The organism is Moraxella caprae DSM 19149, assembly GCF_000426885.1.
Classification (GTDB): domain Bacteria; phylum Pseudomonadota; class Gammaproteobacteria; order Pseudomonadales; family Moraxellaceae; genus Moraxella; species Moraxella caprae.
Map to the genome: position 1 here is coordinate 1 of NZ_AUGF01000016.1, position 23,391 is coordinate 23,391.

The following is a 23,391-nucleotide window of genomic DNA, read 5'->3' on the forward strand; positions in this document are numbered from 1 at the left end:
GCCAAAGTCAGCGGCTATCTGCTCATAGGTGCGATATTCTTTAAAATACTGTAAGGTTGCCATTAACAAATTGGGCATGCTGATTTTAAGTTTTCTACCGCCTCTTTGATGTACAGCAGCTTGTGCTTGCTCTAAACAAGCAAGCATTTCATTAAAAACCCTGCGTTCAATGCCAACTAAGCGTTTGAATTTGGTGTCGGATAGGTGTGTGGAGGCTTCGTAGTTCATTGGGGTATTTTAGCATAGGAAGGGTTTTGCAGGAGGTCTATTATAAAAATCATTCGCCTTAAACAAAATCACAAGCAAACTGGCATAACAAAAAATGCTAATCAGTGCCAAAAACATCAAGTTTACCGCACTCCGTTCGGGGCTTATCATAACCGTCAAAGGGTTAAAGGCATTTGCCATACTGCCCCAAAACAGATAATTAACAAACAGTTGTAAGATAAGTCCAATAAAGCAAATCCGCCCAACCAACCGCTCAACCTTAGCAGGGTTTTTTCTGACCAAATAAAACCCTGCCCCAAAGACCACGGCATAAATCAAAAACGAAAACAGATAAATCATACTAAGCCCCTTTTTAACCGTAATTACCTAATTTTTGTAGGGCGTGCCTGCCTTTTACGAAAAAGCGCAAGTTTTTCAAGGAAAAAGTGAAGTTTGGTAGTCGTTCTATCAAACGAGCTTTTGACTTCGAGCCACAAGGTTTAGCCATTTTTCATGCAAAAACGATTGATTTATTTTCACAATATTTCTATATTATAAATAGTGTTATAAAGGTCAGGCATGCCCTAAGTATTTATATCACAATTTAAAATTTTTGACTAGCGATAAATATAGACACTTTGTGGGATAAAATTTATATTAGGGACTTGCACTTGGTGGAATTTCTTGTTATATTTGTATAGACAAATTTGTCTTTTGCTCATTCATTTTATTTAAATAAGGATAGCCCATGAAACCCACCATCACCTTAACCCCACGCCATCTCACCTTTGGGCAGTTGCGTGCCATTTATAATAGCCCTGTTACCATCAGCCTTGACCCATCGGCTTATGATGCCATCGAAAAGTCGCACCAAGCCGTACAAGCGATTATCGCTCGTGATAGACCTGCCTATGGCATCAATACAGGCTTTGGACTGCTTGCCAAGACCCGAATCCCTGATGATGAGCTTGAACTTTTGCAAAGAAATCTTATCCTAAGCCATTCGGTTGGCACAGGCGAGGCATTGCCTGCGGACGTGGTTCGCCTTATCATCGCCATGAAAGTGTCAAGCCTATCGCAAGGGGTGTCAGGTGTTCGCCGTGAAGTGGTGGACGCACTTATCAATCTTATCAATCATGACATCACGCCCATTATTCCTGCCAAAGGCTCGGTGGGAGCATCAGGCGACCTTGCCCCGTTGTCGCACATGACACTTGCGATTTTGGGTGAGGGCGATGTGTTGGTTCGTGGCGAGCGTATGTCTGCCAAAGACGCTCTTGTCAAGGCGGGACTGTCGCCCATCACGCTTGCCGCCAAAGAGGGTTTGGCGCTTATCAACGGTACCCAAACGTCCACCGCCCTTGCCATTCGTGGCTATTTTATGGCGTGCGACCTTTTGGCAAGTGCGACCGTAACAGGAGCGTTGTCAGTGGAGGCGGCTCGTGGCAATGATTCGCCCTTTGACCCACGCATTCATGAGGTGCGTGGACATCATGGGCAGATTGAGCTTGGCAAGACCTATAAGGCGTTGCTTGAACATAGCGGATTTAGGGGTAAAAACCGTGGCGAGGCGGAGCTGCGTGTGCAAGACCCCTACTGCCTACGCTGTCAGCCCCAAGTGATGGGGGCGTGTCTTGACCTTATCAATCAAGCGGGTAAAACGCTACTCATAGAAGCCAATGCCGTAACTGATAATCCGCTTATCTTTGGCGATGATGAGCCTGTTGCCATCTCGGGCGGTAATTTTCATGCCGAGCCTGTCGCCTTTGCCGCCGATACCTTGGCACTTGCCATCAGCGAGATTGGCTCAATGAGTGAACGCCGTATTGCTCTACTTATTGACAGCAGTTTGTCAGGACTGCCTGCGTTTTTGGTGAGTAATGCAGGCGTGAATTCTGGCTTTATGATTGCCCATGTTACCGCCGCCGCTTTGGTTAGCGAAAACAAATCGCACGCCCACCCTGCATCGGTAGACAGCATTCCAACATCTGCCAACCAAGAAGACCACGTCTCAATGGCGACCTATGCAGGGCGAAGATTGTTTGAGATGGCACACAACACCGCTGTCGTGGTGGGTATTGAACTGCTTGCCGCTGCCCAAGGCGTGGACATTCATGGCGAAGATTTGGGCTACAAGAGCGATAAGGTGCTAACGGACGTTCATGCCAAAGTGCGTGCCAAGATTGCTCATTATGACAAAGACCGCTACTTTGCCCCTGATATTGAAAGTGCCAAACAGCTTGTCTTATCGGGTGAGTTGCTTGATGGCTGGGACGAGCTACGCCAAAATTGGTTTAGCAATGTGTGATGGCTGGGGTGTGTTTGACCCTATACGTCCAAATTTTAAAATGTATCTTTGTTAGAACTCTAAAATTACCACAAATTCAATGATGTATCAGTGTAGGGGCAGGTTCTGCATGCCTTATAAACACCAACATATCATCAAGAGGTGGAAGGCACGCCTTACAAATCTTGCTGTGGTAAATATAGCAAATCAACCTCATTTTGCACCAATCTACATTTTGAAAAATGCTTTTGTAGTTGAGGACTGGCAGGGCGTACCGAGCTAGCCCCTACGATGGTGCATTTTGAAGTTAAACAAGTATATCAAGTTCGCTAGATATATCCTAATTTTTATCCATCTATTTTAAACCAACTAAAAACCATGACCGACATTCACGCCACTCATATCCCCTTTGACCCCGCCCATTATACAGGACGCACCGACTCTTTTGAGAGCGATAGAGCGATGTATTGGCATAATGCCGTACAAACCTTTGACCGCCAGCCTATTGCCTTGGTGGGTTTTGCTTGCCATCAAGGGGTAAGGCGAAACTTGGGTAGGGTAGGGGCAAAGTCCGCTCCGCCTATTATTAGAGAGTTTTTTGCCAAATTGCCCATCACAACAGGCGTGCAGGACAAATATGCCACTTTGTCCGACTTAGTGGGCGACTGTGGCGATGTGGTGTGTCATGACAATGACATCATCGTCAAGGGCAGTTTAGAATCCGCCCAAAGAAGTTATGCCACGCACATCACCCATGCCCTACAAAACAACGCCCTAGCGGTCGGGCTTGGCGGTGGGCATGAGATTGCCTATGGCAGTTTTTTGGGATTGTATGAACATCTAAACGCAAGCGATGAGCATTTACCCAAGATTGGCATCATCAATTTTGATGCCCATTTTGATTTGCGAACGGATGAGTACGCCACATCGGGTACGCCATTTTTGCAGATTGCTGATATGATGGGTGATGAGTTTTGTTATTTTTGTGTGGGCATTAGCCGTTTTGGTAACACAGCAAGTCTATTTGACAAAGCCCGTGCCTTGGGCGTTGGTGTTGTTGGTGATGATGATTGCCACCGCTTGTCTTATGATGAGATTTGGGCAAGGCTTGATGGCTTTGCTCGGGGCGTTGATGTGCTTTATGTTACGGTGGATTTGGACTGTCTGCCAAGTGGTGTCATGCCTGCGGTCAGTGCGGTAAATGCCAAGGGGATTGAGCTTGATTTGGTGGAATTTTTGCTTGAAAAGCTCATTCAAACAGGCAAAGTCAAAGTGCTGGATTTTGCCGAATTTAACCCAACTTACGACATTGACAGCCGTGGAGCAAAAACCGTAGCACGACTGCTTGCGGTGTGTGTGGAGTGGGCGTTGCTTTATGGTGTGTGATTGGGATTATATTAAACTTAAAACTTATTAATGACTATTAATCTACTTTATTCTCAGCTTTATATAGGCAATTGATTTATAATAATTGCCCAATAATCAATAATTTGCAATTTTAAGTTGAGATTAAAGCTAATCTAATATTTAAGGAAAAACCATGCAATTTGACACCTTAATCACCAACGCCAACATCGCCACCATGAGCGAGACATTTGGCTACACCAAAGATACCCCCTATGGGGCGATACATGGCGGCGTGGTTGGCATCAAAGATGGCAAAATTGCCTTTGTCGGCACGATGGACGAGCTTGGCACGGCAACTGCTGACAAGATAATTGATGCCAAACAAGGCTGGCTAACCCCCGCTTTGATAGACTGCCACACCCATGTGGTCTATGGCGGTAATCGCAGTAATGAATTTGAGATGCGTCTAAATGGCGTGGATTATAAAGACATCGCCAAGCAGGGCGGTGGGATTTTGTCCACCGTGAAAGCCACAAGACAGGCGGATTTTGATGAATTGTATGAGCTTAGTTTGCCACGTTTTAAAAGCCTTGTAAGTCAAGGCGTGGGGACGATTGAGATTAAGTCGGGCTATGGGCTTGATTTGGATAACGAACGCAAAATGCTTAAAGTTGCCAAAAAATTGGGCGATGACTTTGGCATTACCGTCAAAAAAACCTACCTTGCCCTACATGCTCTACCGCCAGAATATCAGGGGAGGGCAGACGAATATGTCAAACAGGCGTGCGAGTGGCTAAAAGTGTTGCATGACGAGCGTTTGGTGGATGCAGTAGATGCGTTTTGTGAATCCATTGCCTTTGACGCCCATCAAGTGGGCAGACTCTTTGAAGTTGCCAAATCATTAGGTCTGCCTGTCAAACTTCATGCCGAGCAGATGAGCGATATGGGCGGAGCGGGTCTTGTGGCAGAGTTTGATGGCTTGTCTGCCGACCACATTGAATATCTGTCCACCGACAGCATTGTCAAGATGGCAAAGCATGGTACGGTAGGCGTGCTGCTGCCGACCGCCTTTTATGTTCTAAAAGAAACCAAACTGCCTCCCATTGATGCCATGCGACAACATGGCGTAAAAATGGCGGTATCCACCGACTGTAACCCTGGTACATCACCATCAACAAGCTTACTGCTTGCCCTGAATATGGCGTGTACGCTGTTTGGCTTAACGCCCGAAGAAGCGTTGGCAGGGACAACCATCCATGCGTCCAAAGCCTTGGGGCTACAAGATACCAAAGGGCGACTTTTGGTAGGAATGGATGCTGATGTGGCGTTGTGGCAGATTGACCGACCCGCCGATTTGTCTTATCTTATCGGACAAAACCGCCTACAAGGGCTTTGGGTGGCAGGTAGGCAGGTAGGCAGGTAGGCTAGGCTTTTCGCATAACGCTATTTAACATAATAGCTATTATGCGAAGTAAAATATCGCTAATTATAACATAGATTCACCCAAACTTCTATGCTGTTATTTTTACCAAATCTTACGCTTTTTTATCTATATCAAAACTCGCACATTTTTAATTATGTACGAGTTTAACTCAAAAAAGCAGGCGTGGTTATCGAAAACTCTTAATCACGTGCATGACCACGCCCACAACCATCATATGGTCGCCATCTTTAAAACTAAAATTGGGATGTGGGTCAGCTTCGTTTTCTGAATGTAACTCCAGTCGCCCATCTTTAAACTTGTGCAAGCGTTTAATGGTAAATTCACTGCCCAAATCCGCCATCACAATGTCAAAATGTTTTGGTTCTACCGAGCGGTCAATGATGAGCAAATCATCTTTATCAATACCAGCATCCAGCATTGAGTAACCCCCACATCGCACCACAAACGTATCACTCTGACGCCCGACCAGATAGTCATTAAGATTAATCTCTTCGCTTTGTCCGTCATTATAAGCAGGCAAACCTGCTGGCACCTTGGCAAGGCTCATCAGCACCGACATATCTGTGTCATCATTGGAAGGTATCATGGCATCAAGTGGCACATTAGGGCTTTTGATGACCGCTGAATCTGCCAATGTCTGTATCATGTTCTCAGTCATCTTATCAATCATCGGCACCAAAATACTCGGCTCAGCACGTGGCACATTCACAGGGCAAAAAATCTTTACGCCCCATAAGAAATTATATCATACAACTAATGTGCTATTTATTGCAGGTTGTTATGTCATTTGCCAACAACTAGAAATGCTTTATCAAGACATTCGACAGTCGCTATTACATATCAAACAAGACATCACGGGTAATAATGTGGTATTTTACCATAAGAGCAGTGTTAAAAACATTCGCATAAAAACGCCCAAATTTTACCAAGTCAAACAAGGACTGCCTTTGGTTTATCAAGCGTTTAGCTTAACCTTGTTTGTCATGATAATATCCAGCGTGGCACTGATGTTTGTCAAAGCTGGGTTTTAAATTCGCTCTTTTCAATGTCATTTCTTTTTAAATTAAAATTTTAACAATTCAAGCTTGTATAAAAAGGCGATGAGTTAATAACATCCCAGCCAATCAATATCAGCAAATGAAGTCATGCCAAACGCAACACCGCCTGCCCCCATTCTACTTTATCGCCAGCTTTGACAAGGTAGTCATGCAAAACCCCCGATTTATCGGCTATGATGGGGGTGAGTACACCAAGGGCAAGCACGCCCCCCACTGTGTCGCCAGCTTTGATGGTGTCGCCTGTGGTTAGGGCAATCCCATCAAGGCAGAACTTGCCCACACTTGCCGCTTTTATGATGGCTGATTCATCGGCATTGTTGGCATCATCGCCCAAAGGCGGGGCTAGGCTCATGGTTTTTGGGGCTATTGGCATTGAGGTCTTTGTGGTATTAACTACCTTGATACGCTCTGTGCCGTCTGTAACTTCAATTTGCCCAAGTTCGCTTGTCTCGGCAAGTGCGATAAGGCGTTGTATTATCTCAAAATTCATGATTTATCCTGCCAAATATTTATAAATTGTCATCACGCTAAGAATGGACATTGCCACCGCCACAATCCAGCCAAAGCCTGCCATCCAGACAGGGTGCTTGTAATCGCCAATGATGTTTTTGCGATAGGCAGCAAGCAAAATAACCACAAGGGCAATCGGCAGTACAAGCCCGTTTAGTGTACCCACAAGCACAAGCACTTGGGCAGGTCTGCCAATCGTTGCAAAAATGAGCGTTGAGATGGCAATAAAACCGATGATAAAATAACGGCTGTTTTTGGCGATACCTGCGTGAAAATTGGTCAAAAATGATACCGATGTATAAGCACAGCCAATCACCGATGTGATGGACGCTGCCCAAATCACCATACCAAAAATAATCCGCCCTGTGTCGCCAATCCCATGCACAAAGGGCGTAAGAGCAGGGTTGTCCTTCATCATGGCAACGCCTGAGGTAACCACGCCAAGGCACGCCAAAAATAAGAACACCCGAATGACGGACGCTGCCAAAATGCCCTGAATGGAGCTTTTTGAGACGACAGACAGATTTTCTTTGCCAGTAATGCCAGCATCAAGCAATCTGTGAGCCCCCGAAAAGGTAATATAACCCCCAACCGTACCACCAACCAAGGTAACAATCGCCATCGCATCAATTTTTTCGGGAACAACAGTGCGAGCGACCGCTTCGCCAAAGGGCGGATTGGTGTTGAATACCACATAGATGATAAGGGTAATCAGCACAAAGCCCATAAATTGGGTGAATTTGTCCACCAATGAGCCAGCTTCTTTGCTCAAAAAAATCCCAACGGCAATCACGCCTGACACTAACGCCCCAATGATGGGGTCAATGCCAAAAATAGACTGCACGCCAAGTCCTGCCCCGCCGATGTTGCCAATATTAAAGGCAAGTCCGCCCATGATGATAAGCCCTGCCAAGACATAGCCCATGCCAGGCATGACAAGGTTGGCAATCTCTTGAGCTTTCATTTTTGAGACGGCGATCACTCGCCAGACGTTTATTTGTACGCCAATATCCATCAAGATGGACACCAAAATCACAAAACCAAAGCTTGCTCCTAGTTTTTCGGTAAAAGTGGCGGTTTGGGTCAAAAAGCCTGGGCCAACAGCCGATGTTGCCATCAAGAACGCCGCCCCTAAGATGGCAGAATTTTTGGTAGAATTTTTCATAAATGTCCTTATTACCAATTAATGATGTTTTGCCCAATCTCAACTTAAAATTGTAAATATTGATGATTGGGCAATTATGGCAAATTAACTTCAATTTACACCAACGCTACATTTTAAAAAATACTTTTGTAGGGGCGAGTTACATTTGCCCTTACAAAACGCATTAAATGCTAGGTTTTGAGTTGTATTTGGGTGCAATGCCAATGCCTTTTTCAAGTAAGGTTTGTTTGATTTTTTGGGCAAAATCTAGGGCGTGCTTGCCATCGCCATGCAAACAAATGCTATCCACTTGCACATTGATGACCGAACCATCCACCGCCACCACTTGTCCGTCTTGCACCATACGCACCACTTGATTGATGGCTTCGTTATCGTATTCTATCAAAGCGTTGGGCAAGGTGCGTGAAACCAACGTACCATCGGCATTATAACGCCTATCGGCAAAGGCTTCACAGATGACCTTTAAGCCTGCCTGTTTGCCTGCATGAATAAGCTGACTGCCAGACAAGCCCATGAGTGCAAGGCTTGGGTCAAAGTCATACACCGCTTGGGCGATGGTCTTGGCAAGGGTGGGGTCGGTGCTGGCTTGGTTGTACAATGCCCCATGTGGCTTGACGTAGCTTGGGGTAAGCCCCATATTTTGGCAGACCGCCACAGTCGCCCCCAACTGATAAAACAACAAAGAACGCATGTCATCGGCAAATAGATTGTGATTGGTACGCCCAAAGTTGATACGGTCGTCATAGCTTGGGTGTATGCCAATGCTTACGCCATTATCACGGGCAAAGGCAAGCGTTTGGGCCATGCACACCGCCCCACCTGCGTGTAGCCCTGCACAGATGTTTGCTGAGCTGATGATGTGCATGAGTGCTTCATCAAATTCAAATCCTTCTGCCACGTCCGCATTCAAATCAATCGTTGTCATATGCTCTCCTATCTAAAAGCGTTTTGCCATGCTTGCCACTTGATGTAGATGGGTGTGATACGTTGCCATCTTTTGTAGGGCGGTGTCTGCGTCCACATAGATAAAGCGAATTTGATTGCCAAACCGCACCTGAGCTAATCTGCCCAAATCCGCCCCAATGACCGCCCCAATCTTGGGATAACCGCCTGTGGTCTGAGCATCTGCCATCAGGACAATGGGCTTGCCATCGGGCGGTACTTGTATCATGCCAAAGTCCACGCCGTGCGAATTCATCTCGATTTTGTCAAAGGTTAATGGCGTACCATCTAGCCGATAGCCCATGCGGTTGCTGTTTGGTGATAATGTGTATATTTGTTCGCCAAATTCATCACGCCCTTGGACAATCTTGTCATATTCGCTACTTTTAATGACGTGAATGTTGGTCAATTTGCCAAATTGGTACAAATTTGCCACACCCATCGATTTCATCTCACGCCCTGTATGATAAGGCAAGTCATCGCCTGCCATCACATAGCGACCAAGTCCGCCAAGGCGTGTCTTGATGTCGGTGCTTGCCGAGCCTAGCTCGTGTGCCACATCAAATCCGCCTTGCACACACAGATAGCCGTGCATACCATCTGTCATGCGTTTTAGGGTCAAAACTTGCCCCTGCTTGGCAAAATAACGATAGCCTGTGATGACACGCCTATCATCAAGTGTGCCATCAAAAATTGCTCCCATCAGACAAAACGTGGTGTCTTTGGTAAATGTAGCGGTCAGTCCGCCAAGCGTGATTTCAAGGGCAGGCAAGTGAGTATCATTGCCAAGCAGGGCATTGCCAAGTTGTAAGGACAAGCCGTCCATCGCCCCACATCGTCCAATGCCAAGCCCCAGATAGCCTGTGCGTCCTAAATCTTGAATGCTGGCAAGGGCAGATAATGTATTGATTGTTAACATGAATTATCCTTATGCCAAAATGTCCGTTGCCACAAAACGCAAGGTATCGCCAGCTTGCAGTAGCGTTGGGGAGTTGTGTGTTTTGTCAAAAAGTGGCAAGTTCGTCCGCCCCAAAAGTTGCCAGCCCCCAGGCGATTCAAAAGGATAAATGCCCGTCTGAGCCCCACCAATACCCACCGAGCCTTGTGGGACTTTGGTGCGAGGTTTGGCGTGGCGTGGCAGGTGTAGCTCATCAGGCAGTCCCCCAAGATAGGGAAAACCCGCCTGAAAGCCAATAAAATACACGGTATAAAGCGGTGCGGTATGACGTGCCACAAGCTCATCAATGCTCATGCCCAGCATTTTTGCACTGTCCGCCAAATCCACCCCATATTCTCCGCCATAGATGACAGGAATGTCCACGTGCTTGCCATCTATGCCATCAACACTGCCCGATGAGCCAACAAAGTCATGGGTAATTTCATTTAGCAGTTTTTGATAAATGGCAAGATTACTTGGATTTTGATAAAGTACATCTTTATCCAAATACATCGTCAAGGCATTCATGCCGACCACCGTCTCACTTACAGGCAAATCGGCGCAAGTGTCAAGATGGCGAGACAATGCCCAGCACAGTTTTTGTTTGTCAAGGCTGATTTGCCCACCCAAAAATAGTACAAAGGTGCTTTCTGATGAGCTTATCCATTGAGTGTTTGTGTCCATAAGTTGCCTAAATTTATCTAGTTTTTGTGATTGGGCTGATTGTTTTGATAATTGTCAAGCCAATGGGTGAGGTAATGAATGCTCACGCCACCTTTTATAAAGCTGTCATCATCAAACATTGCTTGATGTAGGGCTTTGTTGGTCTGTACGCCTTGAATGTCAAGCTCGGTTAGGGCGGATTTCATCTTGGCGATGGCAAGCTCTCTTGTCGGTGCGTGGATACATAGCTTGCCAATCAAGCTGTCATAATAGGCGGGGATTTTGTAGCCCGTATAAAGATGGCTATCCACTCGTGTGCCATAGCCTGCAGGCAGATGGCAGTAGCTTACCGTCCCTGCCGATGGCATGAGTGTGAACGGATGTTCGGCATTGATACGGCATTCAAAGGCGTGTCCTGTCAGCTGTATGTCGCCTTGGGTAAATTGTAAGGGATAGCCTTCTGCCACTCGGATTTGTTCGGCGATAAGGTTTACGCCTGTTACAAGCTCGGTAACAGGATGTTCTACCTGAATGCGGGTATTCATCTCAATAAAGAAAAATTCCCCATTTTCATACAAAAATTCAAACGTTCCCACCCCACGATAGCCCATATCAAGGCATGCCTTGACGCACGCTTGACCGATTTTGGCACGCTTATCATCGCTGATAAAGGGAGCAGGGGCTTCTTCGATGACTTTTTGATGACGGCGTTGCATGGAGCAGTCTCGCTCGCCCAGATAAATGGCATTGCCATGAGTGTCTAAGATGACTTGAATTTCAATGTGGCGTGGGTTTTTTAGGTATCGCTCCATATAGACCACAGGATTGCCAAAGGCACTCATTGCTTCTTTTTTGGTCATGGCAACCGCAGACAACAGCTCATCCATACTCTCAACAACTCTCATACCACGACCACCGCCACCGCCAGCGGCTTTGATGATGACGGGCAGTCCCACATCTTGGGCGATTTTGATGATTTGTTCGTCATCATCGGGCAACGCCCCATCAGAGCCTGGCACGCACGGTACGCCTGATGCTATCATGGTGTTTTTGGCAGCAACTTTGTCGCCCATCATGCGGATATTTTGGGCGGTAGGGCCAATAAATACAAACCCCTGCTCGCTAACAAATTCGGCAAAATCGGCGTTTTCACTCAAAAATCCATAACCAGGGTGAATGGCATCCACTCCCGTCAGCTCGGCTGCCGATACGATGGCACGCTGATTGAGATAGCTGTCTTTGGGCAGATGACTGCCAATGCACACCGTCTCATCGGCAAGACGAGCAGGCAAGCTGTCCTTGTCGGCGGTAGAATGTACAAGCACCGATTTGACACCAAGCTCACGGCAAGCACGGATAATTCTTAGGGCAATCTCACCACGGTTGGCAATGAGAATTTTTTTAAAAGGAGTTGGGTTCATGGACTGTCCTTATTGTCTATTTATTATTGATGACAAATAATGGTGCATCATATTCCACCATGTCGCCTTCTTCCACCAAAATCTCAGCCACCACGCCATCGCTGTCCGCCTTGACCTCGTGCATTATTTTCATCGCTTCTACAATACACAAGGTGTCGCCTGCTTTGATGGTGTCGCCTGATTCCACAAAATTCGGGCTATCTGGGGCGGATTTGCGATAAAACGTCCCCAGCATGGGCGATGTGATGGTGTGCTTAGCACTTGGATTGTTGAGGGTTTGGGTGGCTTTGGTGGGGGCTGTGCTAACTGTTGGCACAGGAGTGGTTTGTCCAATGGGGGCAACTGGTGTATCAGATGGGTATTTGGTCAGTTTGATGGTTTGAGTGCCGTCTTGAATTTCTAGCGAGTGAATTTGAGCGGTCTCGGTCAGCTTGATAAGGCGAGCTAAGTTGTCAAAATCGATGTTCATTATTATCCCTAAAAATGTGTGGGTGGGACTGCGATTATAAAAAAATTTTGCAAATTTGTCTAGACATTTTGACAGATTCTACATATGTTTTGAATACAAGTATATGATTTTACTTGATGTTTATTTGAAAGTTTTGATTTGTGATAGATGTGCAAAATTTTTCCATTCTATTGCATTAATCCAACCATATTGGGAAAAGTTTTATTGGAAGAAAGCTCTCAAACGCCATCATTATTATTCAACCTATCTTAAAAATCCTTCACTTTTTATTTTGTATAAACCATGTTATCTTATTTAACCATACCTTATACCTCTGTTGATTTATAGATTTTTATTTGAGAATAAACATGACAACAGCCGAACAAAGCATATCGCCACAAACCAATGCACAAACACAAAAACTCACTTGGAAAGCCTTCGGTCCCGGTATTCTTATGGCATCTGCCGCCATTGGCGGTTCGCACCTTGTATCGTCCACCCAAGCTGGGGCGTTGTATGGTTGGCAACTTGCCATTATGATTGTGCTTGCCAACTTTTTTAAATACCCTTTTTACCGCTTTGGCACAGAATACGCCTACAAAACAGGTGATAGTCTCGTGGCAGGTTACGCCAAAAAATCCAAAGCCTACCTTTGGGCGTTTTTTGGCTTATCTGTCGTGTCAGGCGTGATTACCACAGGGGCAGTTGCCCTGCTCTGTGCGACCATTTTGGGCTTTATTCTGCCTTTTGAGCTAAATCCACTTATCCTGTCCATCATTGTAATGACCGTCTCATGGGGGCTACTCATTGCAGGGCATTATAAGGTTTTGGATAATATCTCAAAGTGGATTATTCTGGCATTGACGGTTGCCACCATTTTGGCGGTTATCATCGCAGGTATGTCGCCAAAAGAAGCCGCCCCTGATTTTGTGCCAATGTCGCCTTGGAATTTGGCATCTTTGGGCTTTATCATCGCTCTTATGGGTTGGATGCCTGCTCCGCTTGAATTTTCGGTCATTACATCTGTGTGGACTGCCAAAAAAATCCGCACCGACCACACAAGCCATTTTCAAGGCGTGGTAGATTTTAACGTGGGCTATTTTACATCGGCGATTTTGGCATTATTTTTCTTGACACTTGGCGTGTTTGTACAGTACGGCACAGGCGAAGAGATTGCCACCAAAGGCGGCGCTTACATCGGTCAGCTTGTAGAGATGTATACAGAGACCATTGGCAATTGGTCAAAAATTCTCGTGGCATTCATCGCTTTTTTGTGTATGTTTGGCACGGTCATCACGAGTGCGGACGGCTATGGGCGTACCAATGCCGAGAGTCTGTCGCTCATCAAAACAGGCACAACCGAGCTTACCGAAAAATACGTCATGCGCTGGACGACCGCTATGGTCATTGGTGGATTTATCTTGATTAATGTGTTTGCAGGACAAATGGCAAGCCTACTCAAATTTGCGATGATTAGCTCCTTTGTCTCCGCTCCGATTTTTGCCTACTTGAACTACTCGTTGGCAAAATCTGAAAACCTACTCACCCCAAAAATGAATATTTATGCCCTACTTGGCATTACCTTTTTGGCAGGATTTGCAGGCTCGTTTTTATTGCAGTTTTTTGGGATTATTGGATAAAAACAAAAACATCAAAAAAGGGCGACAGCAATCGTCCTTTATTTTTGCAAATACCCTACCCTATTCTGTGCCAAATTCCTTACGCTTATTGGCAAAAAATCTATCCAGCCTATCCATCGCATCTTCCAAATCTATCAAATTGGGCAGAAATACGACTCTAAAATGGTTTGGCTTATCCCAATTAAAGCCCGTACCCTGCACCATTAAGACTTTTTCTTGAATCAATAAATCCATCATGAATTTCATGTCATTTTGGATGGGATAGACATCAAGGTCAATCTTGGCAAAACAGTAAAACGCCCCTTGCGGTTTGGTACAGCTAATGCCCTTAATAGCATTTAGGCGAGAGACCGCCATCTCACGCTGTTTATACAGTCGTCCTGTCGGTGCGGTCAGCTCCTGCATGGACTGATAACCACCCATTGCCGTCTGTATGGCGTACTGAGCAGGCACATTGGCACACAGTCGCATACTGGCGAGCATGGTCAAGCCTTCTATAAAGTCGCCAGCATGGTCTTTTTTGCCCGACAACATGACCCAGCCTGAGCGATAGCCTGCAATGCGGTGCGATTTTGACAAGCCATTAAAGGTCAAAACGAGCGTCTTGTCGGTAATCGTACACATGGGTGTATGCACAGCATCATCATACAAAATACGGTCATAAATCTCGTCCGCCATGATAACCAAGCCATGTTTTACCGCCAAATCAGCAATCTGCTCTAAGATTTCCTTGCTATACAATGCTCCTGTGGGGTTGTTGGGGTTGATGATAACAATGGCTTTGGTTTTGTCGGTGATTTTACTCTCAATATCTGCCAAATCAGGGTGCCAGTTGCCTTCTTCCACACAGCGATAATGCACCGCTCTGCCCCCTGCTAGGTTGGCGGACGCTGTCCACAGCGGATAATCAGGCATGGGAATAAGCACTTCATCGCCGTCATCAAGCAGGGCTTGCAAGGTCATGACGATAAGTTCCGACACGCCATTGCCGATATACACATCATTGACATCGGTCGCTGACAGCAGTCCTTTGGCTTGATAATATTGCAAGATTGCTTTGCGAGCTGAAAAAATCCCCTTAGAATCGGAGTAGCCAGACGCATTTTGCAAGTTCATCGCCACGTCTTGCACAATCTCATCGGGGGGCAACAACCCAAACGGTTCAGGATTGCCAATATTGAGTTTGATGATACGCTGACCTTCGGCTTCCATGCGGTTGGCGGTTTGCAAAAGTTCGCCACGAATGTCATAGCAGACGTTGGCAAGTTTGGCAGATTTTTTTAAAGGTTTCATTAGGGATGCCTTGTGAGAATGGTTGTGTGGATTTGGTAAATTATCTTGTAAATCAATCTCTTGACTGGCATTATTAGCGGTTATATTTGCCGATACATTACCTGTCAAAAGATAATTTTCGGTCGTGCCTAGCACTTGGGCGACTATGGGGAGCTTGCTACTTGTGATACCATTTTTATCGCATTCCCAATTGGCAATCGCCCCACGACTGACGGACGCACCGTGAGCGTTTAGCTTATCGGCTAGGGCTTGGGCGGATAATCCTAAGGATTTGCGGAGCTGTTTTAGGCGTTCGCCTTGCGTGGTGGGCGTATTTGGTGGGTGGGTGTCGTTGGTCATGGCGGTAATTGCAAGTAAAAGTTGCAGTTATCATACGCCTGTTTGGGGGATTTTGCAAGAGGTTTTTATAGATTTAAAAATCCCCTTAAATTACTACTAATAACAAAACCAAGCAGTCCAAAAGCACTTAACATTATTTCATCTTTGGTGCGTTTTGGGTGTTTCATGTTTGGCATGATAAAAAATGTCTTGGTTCTAAATGAATATTTTATCATGCCTATGGCAAAGGTAATAAAGCAAATAAATTGGATATAAGGAAGTAATTTTAGCCACACAACATCAGGATATTTTATTTTTAAATTTTTTGCTCATCTTGCACCTTAGGTTTCCACATTTTTGCAAATTTTAAAACATTTGGTGTATTCTGTGGCAACATGGGGTACAAAACCGCACAACAATGTTTTGCGTTCAAAATGGTACTCTCAAAAGCCAAATGACAGGGCAGTTGGCTGATTTTGTCAAATTCTTTTTGATTAACCCTGATTATCACTTTTCTAAAAGAATGGGCTAACCAATCTTGATAAATTTCATCTTCTGTTCGCGATGAAAATTTCAAATGAGCTGATAATACCGCATGGGCGATAAGCGTTGGGGTCATATAATCAGGCACATCATCTAAAACGGCGACATACATTTTACTTAAAACAGGTTGATTCATCTGATTTTTACTTTAATTAAAATTTCATTATACCCCAAGCCTTACCTTTTTACCACCAAAAAGCCGTTACAAAAAGCCAATTTGCCACCGCACCAAATTATGCTACACTTATTCTTTTAATTAGGAAAAACCATGCTATCTGATAACGTTTTAACCCCCGATGAAATCGCCCAATTGACCGAACAAGATTGGCAAAACCGCCTAACTGCGGACGAATACTATATCTTACGCCAAAAAGGCACCGAGCGAGCTTTTACTGGTCTTTATACCGATGTGTTTGATAAGGGCGTGTATCGCTGTAAAGGCTGTAATGCCAAGCTGTTTGACAGCGATAACAAATTTCACTCAGGCTGTGGCTGGCCAAGTTTTGACAAGACAATCAACGACACTGCCCTGACCGAAACACTTGATTTGTCGCACGGCATGAGACGTATTGAAGTGACTTGCACCAACTGTGGCGGGCATTTGGGGCACGTTTTCCCTGACGGGCCAAGGGAGACGACAGGCGTGAGATATTGCATTAACTCAGCGTCCATTCATCTTGAAAATCAATAATTTTTGATAATTATCAATAACTTAGGATAAGCCATGACAACCATCTACACCTTTACCGCCACCGACATTCGTGGCAATGTGGTTAATTTTTCCGATTTTAAAGACAAAGTGCTACTGATTGTCAATACCGCAAGCAAATGCGGATTTACGCCACAGCTTGCAGGCTTGCAAGAATTACACACAAAATACCACGACAAAGGCTTGGTTGTCATCGGTTTTCCTTGCAATCAGTTTGGCGGACAAGAGCCTGATGACGAAAATGGCATTGCAAGTTTTTGTGAGATGAACTATGGCGTGGACTTTTTGATGATGAGCAAGGTTGATGTCAATGGCGACAACGCTCACCCAATTTTTGAGTTTTTAAAAAACGAGCAAGGCGGAATTTTGACCGATGCAATCAAGTGGAACTTCACCAAATTTTTGGTCGGTCGTCATGGCAAGGTGCTAGACCGCTACGCCCCCACCACCAAGCCTGAGAGTTTGGAATATGACATCATCAAGGCATTGGCTTAACAAGCAAATTTTATAGATTTTAATTTAATAAAAATCAAACACTTATAAAAAATTTTAAAATTTTTTGCAAAAAATGTTTGACACCCACCAAAAAATCTATATAATACGCACCACAACGAACGACATACATAACAAATAAACATGGTTTAAATTGTTTATTAAAATAGTTAAGTAAGTAAGTTAAGTTCGGGCGGTTAGCTCAGTTGGTAGAGCGTCTGCCTTACAAGCAGAGGGTCAGCGGTTCGAATCCGTTACCGCCCACCATTTTAAATCTTTTATGCTAAAAAAGATTAGCGACCTTAGCAGCGGTAGTTCAGTTGGTTAGAATACCGGCCTGTCACGCCGGGGGTCGCGGGTTCGAGTCCCGTCCGCTGCGCCATTTTTAACTGGTTTTTCCAGTTTATCCCCTAAGTCTCCCCTGACTTAGGGATTTTTTATGTCTTTTGTGTGTCTATTTATCAATCCTTTACCAATAAATTTTCAATAAAATCTTTCAAAAATCTAGGGCGTGCCTACCTTTGGTGTTTGCAATGAAAATGAGAAAAATCGCACGTTTTTCAAGAAAAAACGCAGACTGATTGTCATTCTATCAGATTTTCATGCAAAAATTGGTTACAACGTTAAATTTTTATCATTATTTCTAAAAATGTTATCAATGTTCAACATTCCTTATCATTTATTTTTACAAAATTTATCATAAATAACTTACTCTTTTGGCAAAAATAGGCTAAAATATGCGGATATTTGTCCACTTTTTTGTGCTATTTTATCATGCGACATCGTACCCTTGACCCCTTTTTTCGCCGAATACTGATTGTTCTGTTTTGGGTGGTTTTTCTGTATGCCCTATATCTCATGCGTGCGGTGATTTTGCCTTTTATGGCGGCGTTTATTTTGGCATACATGCTAAACCCTTTGGTGACACAATTGGCTCGCTACATGAATCGCATGCTTGCCATTGTGGTGGTGTATTTTGCTAGCATTCTACTGACGGGGGCGTTGGTTGTGTGGTTTGTGCCTGTATTGTGGCAACAAATCACTTTGGCGTGGGAGTCGCTACCCTTGCTTGTAGAGTGGTATAACACCACAGCAAGAACATGGATAAGTCAACACATGGGCGGACGTCCCATGCCCCTTGAAGTTGATGTCATCTCAAATGCACTCATTGAGTACGCTCAGAAAAATTATCAGGTGGCGGATGCTCAGTCGCTCATCAAGCAGGCGCTAAACTCGGGCATGATGGTGGCAAATAATGTTGGCATGGCAGTAATGGTGCCGATATTGACGTTTTATTTTCTCATCGGCTGGCAAAAACGTCTAAATACATGGCTGCATGCCATGCCTAAACCACATCAGAAAAAAGCTCTAGAAATCGCCAAAGACTGTGATACCACGCTCATGAACTTTATCAAGGGCCAGCTTAGTGTCATGTTACTGCTTGGGGCGATTTATGCCATACAACTACAACTCATCGGACTAAAATTCGGACTGCTCATCGGTGTCGGGGCAGGCGTAGCAAGTTTTGTGCCGTATTTGGGTTTTGGTGTGGGGATTATTGCGGCGATTGTCGTGGGGCTGTTCCAATTTGGTTTCGACCCCATTTATATCGGTCTTATCATTGGGGCGTTTATGGTCGGTCAAGCGATGGAAGGCTATGTATTACAGCCCCTACTGCTTGGCGATAAAATTGGACTGTCGCCATTGTGGGTGATTTTCTCGGTATTGGCAGGGGCGTCCTTGTTTGGCTTTGTTGGCATGCTCATCGCACTGCCCGTCTCAGCGATTTTAAATGTTCTGTTTCATCATGCGTACTGTGCTTATCTGAACAGTGATTGGTATAAAGGGCAAAAACAGCTAACGTTGTGGTGAATTTTTAAACCACTATCGATTTTTAAAAAATAAATAATGGCAGGGTTTGTCTTTGCCATTATTTATTTTGGGCGGTTATTTGGGTTTGGGTGTCAGATACGCTATAATAGGCGGTTTTTGCTACTGTACTGACTTAACTGATGAATATTTTTAACCACTTTACCAAAGACCAATGGTTCTCAAACGTCCGTGGCGATGTGCTGTCAGGGCTTGTGGTCGCCCTTGCTCTCATTCCAGAAGCAATTGCCTTTTCTATCATTGCAGGGGTTGACCCAAAAGTGGGGCTGTATGCGTCCTTTTGCATTGCGGTGGTGATTAGCTTTTTTGGCGGTCGTCCTGCCATGATTTCGGCAGCCACAGGAGCGATGGCACTTGTCTTGGCAAGTCTTGTCAAAAATCATGGGCTAGAATATATGCTCGCCGCCACGCTACTGACAGGCGTGATACAAATCATTTTTGGCTTTTTAAAAGTCGGGTATCTTATGAAATTTGTCGCCCGTGCGGTGGTCGTGGGCTTTGTCAATGCGTTGGCGATATTGATTTTTATGGCACAACTGCCTGAGATTTTGGGACGTGGCATGACAACCTATGCCTTGATTGCACTCGGGCTTGGGATTATTTATGTCTTTCCTTATGCTCCCAAACTTGGCAAAATCCTGCCATCGCCCCTTATTACCATTGTCGCCTTGACCATCATCAGCGTGATGATGGGGCTTGATGTGCGGACGGTGGGCGACATGGGCGAGTTGCCCGATACGTTGCCTGTGTTTTTGTTGCCTGACATTCCTTTGAATTTGGATACGCTGTGGATTATTTTGCCTTATGCACTTAGCCTATCGGCGGTGGGTCTGCTCGAATCCTTGATGACGGCAACCATCGTGGACGAGATGACCGACACCACAAGCGACAAAAACCAAGAATGTAAAGGACAAGGGGTTGCCAACATCGTAGCAGGATTATTTGGTGGCATGGCAGGCTGTGCGATGATTGGGCAGTCAGTCATCAACGTCAAATCAGGCGGTCGCACACGGCTATCCACGTTGTTGGCGGGTGTGATTTTGCTGATTATGGTCGTATTTCTGAGCGATGTATTAAGTGTCATTCCCATGCCAGCACTGGTGGCGGTGATGATTATGGTGTCCATCGGCACGTTTAATTGGCAGTCGGTCAAGGAGCTAAAAACGCACCCCTTGGGCTTTAATATCGTCATGATTGCCACGGTCGCCATCGTGCTATATACCCACAACTTAGCCCTTGGCGTGGGGGCAGGCGTGCTACTTGCGTCTTTGTTTTTTGCCAACAAAATCGGTCGCTTTATGTCGGTACAATCCTTACCCACGCCAGATGAGACCACGCTTGCCTATGGCGTGGTGGGGCAGGTATTTTTTGCCAGTGCTGACCGATTTGTCGCTCAGTTTGATTTTGATAAGCCTGCTGAGGCGGTGAGCATTGATTTGACTTATGCTCATTTTTGGGACGTAACAGCCGTATCCGCCCTTGACAAAATCGTCATGAAATACCGCAAAAAAGGCGTATCAGTGGAAGTCTTTGGGCTAAATGAAGCGAGCAAAACTTTGGTGGATCAATTTGGCGTACATGACAAACATGATGGCAAGGATATTATTTTTGAGCATTAGGGCGATATGACTTGCAAAACCGTCAAAAATTTGGTATATATAGCACATTTTTAAATCAGTTGAAAACCACTGAGCGATTCTAGCAAACTTTGGGATACCAAGCTTACATGACCGACCTTTTTCAGTCCGCCCTAGACCTTGACGTACAAGAGGAACCTCGGCTTTCGGATTTTACGTCCGTGGGCTATCAAGCAGTCATCATCGCCACCCAAAAGCTCTGCCAAGGCGAGTTGCCTGAAATCTTTATTTATGGTAAAAAAGGCTCTGGCAAATCCCATCTCGCTCTCGCCATTTATAACGAATACACCAAAACAGGCAAAACCGCCATCAGTCTATCGCTTGACAAGATGATAGAGAGCGAGGGCGATGACGCATCCGCCCTACAAGGCTTACAGCTGTTCAACCTTGTGATACTAGATGATGTCGAGGCGGTAGCACACAGTCATGAATGGCAAGAGGGGCTGTTTCATCTGATTAATGAAGTCAGACGTGAACAAAAACAGCTCGTGTTCCTAGCTAACGACCCTGCCCGTGAGCTGGACATTAACTTGCTTGACCTGCTCACACGACTCTCGCTCGCTCCTGCCTTTAAACTGCCCGATGGCGACCGCCCTGCCGACCGTGAGGCGATGTTAAAGTCCATTCTAAGACGTAAAAACTGGCGACTGCCCCCTGTTATTTTTGAGTATCTGGTCAGCGATGGTCCTTATAATGCCACAGACATGATGAGCGTGCTAGACAGCATCTCGCCCCTGCTCACACGATTGGCACGCACGCCCGTGAGCAAAAAAACCTTAGAAGACACCAAAAAAATCATCGATAAAGAAACTCTACTTTTGGAGCTGGGCGACTACATTGATGACATGGATGGCTGATTTTGCTTTACCGATTTTAAATAATTAGCATTTTCTCACTTTCTCCAACCCCACCCAATAGGAAATACCATGAAAAAATTAAGCCTACTGCTCGCTCTCGCACTTGCCACTCCTGCTTTTGCCGAGGTACGCCTGAACGTAGATGAGCATATTAAAGTAACCGCCATCAATGGGCAAGAGATTAAACACGGAGCCTTGCAACCACTCAAACGTGAGTTCACCCTTGACGCTGGTCGTCATGTCATTACCGCTCGCTATGACCGCTTATTTGACTTGCCCCGTGGCGAGCATGATTACCTAAAATCAGGTAACGTTACCATCACCGCTGACCTAGCGGACAACCAAACTTATCAGCTGGTCATGCCAAATCAGCCAAGCAACTACCGTGATGCCAAAGAGTACGCCAAAGCCCCTACCCTTGCCATCAGCCAAAATGGCAAAGTGTTAGCTTCTGAGCAGACCGTAGAGAGTCGCACGGGCATTTTATCAACACTAGGCGACAGCATTGGTGGACTGTTCGGTCGTGATGACGTCACCCGAGCCAACCAAAAAGCCATCGCCGCCCTTAACCAAGCCCCCACGCAGCCCACCACTCCAACCATGGTCGCCCCCAAGGACAACTTAGACGGCTTTATGCAACTGTGGCTCAACGCTACTCCCGAAGAGCGTGAAAAAATCCGTCAATGGGTTGAAAAATGATTTTAGGTATTGTAAAAAAGCTGTCTTTGGACGGCTTTTTTGTTGGCTATAAACTGCATACGCCAAGGAGATGATTTTGAAATTAAGCAAAAAAACAATTCTCCATGGTTAAAGATATAATGATTAACTTGATTTGAATTTTCATTCTAAATAAATAATTTAAAAAGGATTATGTTAAATAAAATAATTTCCACAACGCTCTAAAAGTTTGTTAAAATACAAAACACTGTTATATTATGATGTAGCCATATCATGTCTGTTCATCAATTAAAAACTGCGTTTCAAAACAAACTTCGCCCCATCAGTAACACGCTGGTCAAACAAGGCTTCACCGCCAATCAAATCACCCTATCGGCGGTGATATTAAGCCTTATCATGGCTCATCTGATTGCCCGTCACGCAAAACACCATAAGGCTTATTGGTATCTACTACCCACAGGGCTGTTTGTCCGCATGGCAATGAATGCCATCGATGGCATGATGGCAAAAGAACACGGACAAGCCAGTACGCTCGGGGCATGGCTCAATGAAAGTGGCGATATGGTCTCAGACACCGCACTCTTTTTGGGGCTATTGCCACACACCAATCACCCTGCCCATCTTGTCTTCATCACCACCCTATCGATAGCAACAGAGCTAACCGCCATCATGGCAACCCTGCTCACGGGCGAGCGTGCCAATCATGGACCCTTGGGAAAAAGCGATCGTGCCTTGGCACTTGGGATATTTGGACTGATAAAGGGGCTGGATAAAGAGCTAAGCCATGAATGCCTAATCCTTATCATCGCCCAGTTGTTACTTATCAAAACCATCATCAATCGTGGGCAAGCCATCATCTGTCATCGCTCCACAAATCAACAGTAGTTTTGCAAGACCAACAAAGT

At 45.4% G+C, this 23,391-nt stretch carries 23 protein-coding genes, 2 tRNA genes and 1 pseudogene; 14 read left to right on the forward strand and 12 right to left on the reverse strand.

The window, feature by feature from the left end:
• Together K941_RS0105745 and K941_RS0105750 are read right to left on the reverse strand one after the other, a co-directional pair.
• Positions 1-228: pseudogene (locus K941_RS0105745) on the reverse strand (IS5/IS1182 family transposase); the annotation flags it as partial.
• Positions 229-237: 9 nt separating this feature from the next.
• Positions 238-567 carry a hypothetical protein gene (locus tag K941_RS0105750; RefSeq protein WP_029102864.1) on the reverse strand — a complete coding sequence of 110 codons (330 nt, stop codon included), beginning with the start codon at positions 565-567 and terminating at the stop codon, positions 238-240.
• Positions 568-955: 388 nt separating this feature from the next.
• Here K941_RS0105750 and hutH point away from each other — a divergent pair, with 388 nt between their 5' ends.
• From hutH to hutI, 3 genes are all read left to right on the forward strand, one after another.
• The gene (gene hutH, locus K941_RS0105755) at positions 956-2,515 is read left to right on the forward strand and encodes a histidine ammonia-lyase (RefSeq protein WP_029102865.1); all 1,560 of its coding nucleotides are present in this window, start codon (positions 956-958) and stop codon (positions 2,513-2,515) included.
• 357 nt (positions 2,516-2,872) lie between these two features.
• Complete coding sequence (gene hutG, locus K941_RS0105765; RefSeq protein ID WP_029102866.1) at positions 2,873-3,880, forward strand: formimidoylglutamase; 1,008 nt, start codon at positions 2,873-2,875, stop codon at positions 3,878-3,880.
• 154 nt (positions 3,881-4,034) lie between these two features.
• Entirely contained in the window at positions 4,035-5,264 is a 1,230-nt protein-coding gene (hutI, locus tag K941_RS0105770; RefSeq protein WP_029102867.1) for an imidazolonepropionase, read from the forward strand.
• 187 nt (positions 5,265-5,451) lie between these two features.
• Here hutI and K941_RS0105775 read toward each other — a convergent pair whose 3' ends face one another.
• Positions 5,452-5,871, reverse strand: coding sequence for a LexA family protein (locus tag K941_RS0105775; RefSeq protein ID WP_208854362.1), 420 nt, complete (start codon positions 5,869-5,871; stop codon positions 5,452-5,454).
• Here K941_RS0105775 and K941_RS0105780 point away from each other — a divergent pair.
• The gene (locus K941_RS0105780) at positions 5,870-6,316 is read left to right on the forward strand and encodes a hypothetical protein (protein WP_167539588.1); all 447 of its coding nucleotides are present in this window, start codon (positions 5,870-5,872) and stop codon (positions 6,314-6,316) included. The two genes, K941_RS0105775 and K941_RS0105780, sit on opposite strands and share 2 nt — an antisense overlap.
• 112 nt (positions 6,317-6,428) lie before the next feature.
• On the opposite strand, the gene K941_RS0105785 is transcribed toward K941_RS0105780, so the two are convergent.
• The 7 genes from K941_RS0105785 to accB all read right to left on the reverse strand — a co-directional run bounded on the left by K941_RS0105785 (position 6,429) and on the right by accB (position 12,450).
• Positions 6,429-6,833, reverse strand: coding sequence for an acetyl-CoA carboxylase biotin carboxyl carrier protein (locus tag K941_RS0105785; RefSeq protein ID WP_029102870.1), 405 nt, complete (start codon positions 6,831-6,833; stop codon positions 6,429-6,431).
• A gap of 3 nt (positions 6,834-6,836) precedes the next feature.
• Positions 6,837-8,018, reverse strand: a complete 1,182-nt coding sequence (locus tag K941_RS0105790; RefSeq protein WP_029102871.1) for an NRAMP family divalent metal transporter — start codon at positions 8,016-8,018, stop codon at positions 6,837-6,839.
• Positions 8,019-8,181: 163 nt separating this feature from the next.
• Complete coding sequence (gene pxpA / locus K941_RS0105795) at positions 8,182-8,943, reverse strand: 5-oxoprolinase subunit PxpA (protein ID WP_029102872.1); 762 nt, start codon at positions 8,941-8,943, stop codon at positions 8,182-8,184.
• A 12-nt stretch (positions 8,944-8,955) separates the two neighbouring features.
• On the reverse strand, positions 8,956-9,879 hold the full coding sequence (locus K941_RS0105800; RefSeq protein ID WP_029102873.1) for a 5-oxoprolinase subunit C family protein: 924 nt from the start codon (positions 9,877-9,879) through the stop codon (positions 8,956-8,958).
• A gap of 9 nt (positions 9,880-9,888) precedes the next feature.
• Positions 9,889-10,581, reverse strand: a complete 693-nt coding sequence (gene pxpB / locus K941_RS0105805) for a 5-oxoprolinase subunit PxpB (protein WP_029102874.1) — start codon at positions 10,579-10,581, stop codon at positions 9,889-9,891.
• Between the two features lie 17 nt (positions 10,582-10,598).
• Positions 10,599-11,981, reverse strand: coding sequence for an acetyl-CoA carboxylase biotin carboxylase subunit (accC, locus tag K941_RS14885; RefSeq protein WP_051225911.1), 1,383 nt, complete (start codon positions 11,979-11,981; stop codon positions 10,599-10,601).
• 16 nt (positions 11,982-11,997) lie between these two features.
• Complete coding sequence (gene accB / locus K941_RS0105815) at positions 11,998-12,450, reverse strand: acetyl-CoA carboxylase biotin carboxyl carrier protein (protein ID WP_051225912.1); 453 nt, start codon at positions 12,448-12,450, stop codon at positions 11,998-12,000.
• Between the two features lie 347 nt (positions 12,451-12,797).
• Between accB and K941_RS0105820 the strand changes: the two genes are divergently transcribed.
• On the forward strand, positions 12,798-14,069 hold the full coding sequence (locus K941_RS0105820) for an NRAMP family divalent metal transporter (protein WP_036387667.1): 1,272 nt from the start codon (positions 12,798-12,800) through the stop codon (positions 14,067-14,069).
• A 60-nt stretch (positions 14,070-14,129) separates the two neighbouring features.
• On the opposite strand, the gene K941_RS14890 is transcribed toward K941_RS0105820, so the two are convergent.
• Positions 14,130-15,701 (reverse strand): aminotransferase class I/II-fold pyridoxal phosphate-dependent enzyme, encoded by a 1,572-nt coding sequence (locus K941_RS14890; protein WP_036387669.1) that lies wholly within the window; start codon positions 15,699-15,701, stop codon positions 14,130-14,132.
• A 295-nt stretch (positions 15,702-15,996) separates the two neighbouring features.
• Entirely contained in the window at positions 15,997-16,359 is a 363-nt protein-coding gene (locus K941_RS0105830) for a hypothetical protein (RefSeq protein WP_029102878.1), read from the reverse strand.
• A 132-nt stretch (positions 16,360-16,491) separates the two neighbouring features.
• Here K941_RS0105830 and msrB point away from each other — a divergent pair, with 132 nt between their 5' ends.
• From msrB to K941_RS0105875, 9 genes are all read left to right on the forward strand, one after another.
• Entirely contained in the window at positions 16,492-16,914 is a 423-nt protein-coding gene (gene msrB / locus K941_RS0105835) for a peptide-methionine (R)-S-oxide reductase MsrB (RefSeq protein WP_051225913.1), read from the forward strand.
• 33 nt (positions 16,915-16,947) lie between these two features.
• Positions 16,948-17,427: a glutathione peroxidase gene (locus tag K941_RS0105840; protein ID WP_029102880.1), complete on the forward strand. Its 480-nt coding sequence runs from the start codon at positions 16,948-16,950 to the stop codon at positions 17,425-17,427.
• Between the two features lie 188 nt (positions 17,428-17,615).
• Positions 17,616-17,691: transfer RNA gene (locus K941_RS0105845), tRNA-Val, on the forward strand.
• 38 nt (positions 17,692-17,729) lie between these two features.
• A tRNA-Asp gene (locus K941_RS0105850) sits at positions 17,730-17,806 on the forward strand.
• A 392-nt stretch (positions 17,807-18,198) separates the two neighbouring features.
• Entirely contained in the window at positions 18,199-19,296 is a 1,098-nt protein-coding gene (locus K941_RS0105855) for an AI-2E family transporter (protein WP_029102881.1), read from the forward strand.
• A gap of 140 nt (positions 19,297-19,436) precedes the next feature.
• Complete coding sequence (locus tag K941_RS0105860; RefSeq protein WP_036387671.1) at positions 19,437-20,933, forward strand: SulP family inorganic anion transporter; 1,497 nt, start codon at positions 19,437-19,439, stop codon at positions 20,931-20,933.
• 107 nt (positions 20,934-21,040) lie between these two features.
• Positions 21,041-21,808 carry a DnaA ATPase domain-containing protein gene (locus K941_RS0105865; protein WP_029102883.1) on the forward strand — a complete coding sequence of 256 codons (768 nt, stop codon included), beginning with the start codon at positions 21,041-21,043 and terminating at the stop codon, positions 21,806-21,808.
• Between the two features lie 69 nt (positions 21,809-21,877).
• Positions 21,878-22,507, forward strand: a complete 630-nt coding sequence (locus tag K941_RS0105870) for a DUF2057 domain-containing protein (RefSeq protein WP_029102884.1) — start codon at positions 21,878-21,880, stop codon at positions 22,505-22,507.
• A gap of 252 nt (positions 22,508-22,759) precedes the next feature.
• Entirely contained in the window at positions 22,760-23,371 is a 612-nt protein-coding gene (locus K941_RS0105875; protein ID WP_051225914.1) for a CDP-alcohol phosphatidyltransferase family protein, read from the forward strand.
• Positions 23,372-23,391: the final 20 nt, after the last annotated feature.